The organism is Staphylococcus coagulans (genome assembly GCF_002901995.1).
Lineage (GTDB): Bacteria > Bacillota > Bacilli > Staphylococcales > Staphylococcaceae > Staphylococcus > Staphylococcus coagulans.
The window spans coordinates 2,270-5,071 of sequence record NZ_PPQN01000122.1; the positions used below are offsets into that span (position 1 = coordinate 2,270).

The 2,802-nt window shown below is 28.9% G+C and carries 3 protein-coding genes and 1 pseudogene; 2 read left to right on the forward strand and 2 right to left on the reverse strand.

Features of this window, described 5'->3' with window-relative positions:
* Positions 1-238: 238 nt before the first annotated feature.
* On the forward strand, positions 239-1,159 hold the full coding sequence (locus CD118_RS11660; protein WP_103356748.1) for an ABC transporter substrate-binding protein: 921 nt from the start codon (positions 239-241) through the stop codon (positions 1,157-1,159).
* 215 nt (positions 1,160-1,374) lie between these two features.
* Here CD118_RS11660 and CD118_RS11665 read toward each other — a convergent pair whose 3' ends face one another.
* Positions 1,375-1,947: a helix-turn-helix domain-containing protein gene (locus CD118_RS11665; protein ID WP_103356749.1), complete on the reverse strand. Its 573-nt coding sequence runs from the start codon at positions 1,945-1,947 to the stop codon at positions 1,375-1,377.
* 195 nt (positions 1,948-2,142) lie between these two features.
* Positions 2,143-2,319, reverse strand: coding sequence for a MepB family protein (locus CD118_RS11670; RefSeq protein ID WP_103356750.1), 177 nt, complete (start codon positions 2,317-2,319; stop codon positions 2,143-2,145).
* 29 nt (positions 2,320-2,348) lie between these two features.
* Here CD118_RS11670 and CD118_RS11675 point away from each other — a divergent pair.
* A pseudogene (locus CD118_RS11675) lies at positions 2,349-2,648 on the forward strand (ABC transporter permease); the annotation flags it as partial.
* Between the last annotated feature and the right edge of the window lie 154 nt (positions 2,649-2,802).

Consider the following 2,802-nt stretch of genomic DNA (forward strand, 5'->3'; position numbering starts at 1 on the left):
TTTTAATTCTGTAAAAAGCTTTAAAAATGGAAATACATAATGTAAATCACTATAAGAATACGTTGATATATACCAAATATCTAATCACATTGATTTAACAATAGTATCAATAATGATTACAACGTCATTCTTGCATATGAGTTTTTATTTTAATTATATATTGCTATACATATTTATTATGCTATAATTGATAACGATTATCAATATCAATTATAAAAGTTAAGGGAGTGTTTGCTATATGAAAAAAATGATTCTTGTTACTCTATGTTTTATTTTACTTTTATCGGCCTGTAATAATGATGACAGCAAAGAAAAATCAAACGAAATAAAGAATGATAATTCTTCAACAAAAATATTTAAGCAAGATGACGGAACTAAAGTTAACATACCTAAGAATCCAAAAAGAATTGTTGTGTTACACCCTACATATATTGGTGCTTTAGTGAAATTTGGCCACAAACCTATTGGTGTTGTAGATTTTGTTAAAAAAAATAAAACACTTGATGAAGCAACTAAAGGAATCCAAAGGGTAGGTCAGGACAATATTGAACAAATTATAAAAATAAAACCTGACCTTATCATTACAACAAAAGAAGATAAAAATGCTGATAAACTCAAAAAAATTGCCCCAACAATACAGATGGATGCAATGAAATCTAATTACAAAGAATCGACTAAAAAACTTAGTGAAATTGTGAATGAGCAAGATAAAGCAGACACATGGTTAAAAGATTGGAATAATAAATTAGAAAAAGATAAAAAAGCCCTTGGTAATAAAACAAAAGGAAAAACCATTACGGCTATACAAGCTACACCAAAAGGATTGGTAGCATTTGGGAAAAATCTTGGTCGTGGAACAGAAATAGTTTATGGCGGATATGGTATGCAACAGCCTTCAAAATTAGATGAAGCAACAAAAAATGCTTATATGACTGTCATTTCTGAAGAGAAACTTTCAGAATATACCGGCGATTATATTATACTTGCTACTGCTGGAGAAAGACCGCCATTTACACAGAAGGAAAACTGGAAAAACTTAGAAGCAGTTAAAAAAGGACATGTTATTAATTTAGATGTACAAGACACTCAATATAATGATCCAATTTCTTTAGAAAAACAAAGAGCGATTATTTTGGATCAGTTAAAAAATATGAACTAAATTACAAAACAAATAACCCAACTGTTAATAATAGAAAACATCGGCTCTATACTAACTGGTGATTCAAACATCGAATCCTATTTAGTATAGAGCCTTCTTTATATATTGTTTTAAAATTAAACCTTCATATATATTAATGAGAGGCTATGTCTCACTACAAATAATACAATTAAACTTCGAAGCTATCGTTCACGTCAAAGCACAGTTCACGATTTTTATAATAATTCAAATAAAAATATGCTGATTAATACTAGAATTAAAAAGATCGCTACAAAACCTATAACTGTTACTGTCTGTTCAATAAAGTATTTTGTGTTGTTTCTGTGCACTTTAGTTCTTTTCTCTCCATATTCCATATAATCTAAGATTTCTTTATACGTTTGAACATCATATTTTTTCTTCAGTCGCTCAATCTTTAAAGCGAAATAAAACGAAATTATCCATAAAATAGCTGGAACTAGCAAGCCAAACCATCCATCACTAAATTTTAAAGCTGTCCCTAGTGCAATAGCACTTAATACTGTAAACAATATCATTAATTTTGCATACTTATCCATATTACTAAGATCTATTGCATTCTTCATTTTTAAAACATCTCCTTTAACAAGTTCATCTAAAGAAACGTTAAACAAGGAAGTAAGAGCAATCAAATTATGGAGGTCAGGATAACTTCTCTCATTCTCCCAATTAGAAATGGTTTGGCTTGAGACATAAATCTTTTCTGCTAGTTCTACTTGGGATAGTTTATTTTCTTTTCTGTAATATCTAATCTGATTGCCTACATCCACATATAACAGCTCCTTTATAATCAACATAACCTGTTAAAGTATTTCACACCATCTAACATCTTTATAATAGAGTAAAAAAAGAGCTATGTAAGTATTTATAGCTCTTATTTCCCAGGAAATTTATGCTTATTTAATAATTTGCCATCTATTTATTTAATGATTATTCCTCCAATTTTTTTATTCTTTTTATTAATATTATTTATCGACACTTAGATCCTCAAAATATTTTAGTTGCCATTTTCTTTCTCTTGAAGCAGTAGGGTTTAGCTTCTCTTCCCATGATGGATATACTCTCATAGCCATCTTTCCTTTACTATTTTCGTACCTCAAAATTTTTTTATCTATTAAAATCTCCTTAGGAAATTTAAACATCCCTGCCTTTTCATCCTCCAATATTATAATTGGGAATATTTATTTCCACATTTGCTAACTCAGAATTCCAAATGGTTCAATTTATCCCTATTGTTGCTATTCCACAAGTATTCTTCTCGGGTATCTTCCCACTAGAAAATATGCCCTCTTGCTTAAGTAATATTGGATATCTATTCCCACTGCGCTATACTGGTGATGCTTTAACTAACATTATGATTAAGGGTCAAGGATGGTCTAACATTTGGTTCGACGTCCTTATACTTTTTGCTTTCATCATTTTATTTATCGCTTTAAATATTATTGGCCTTAAACGATATCGCAAAGTTTAACACATTAATAATTATGTTGAATTGAAAAATGCTTGTTAAATTGATGATATTTTACAAATTTCATCAGTAACAAGCTTTTACTATATTCAAAATTTATAAAACATAGATTTAAATTATGACTCTATACAAAAAAACTCAAAATCAAAGACAAAAC

Bases quoted from the DNA above. Each gene is read 5' to 3' on its own strand.
- CD118_RS11660 (WP_103356748.1), top strand. From the start codon at position 239: ATGAAAAAAATGATTCTTGTTACTCTATGTTTTATTTTACTTTTATCG.
- CD118_RS11670 (WP_103356750.1), bottom strand. From the start codon at position 2,319: ATGTTTAAATTTCCTAAGGAGATTTTAATAGATAAAAAAATTTTGAGG.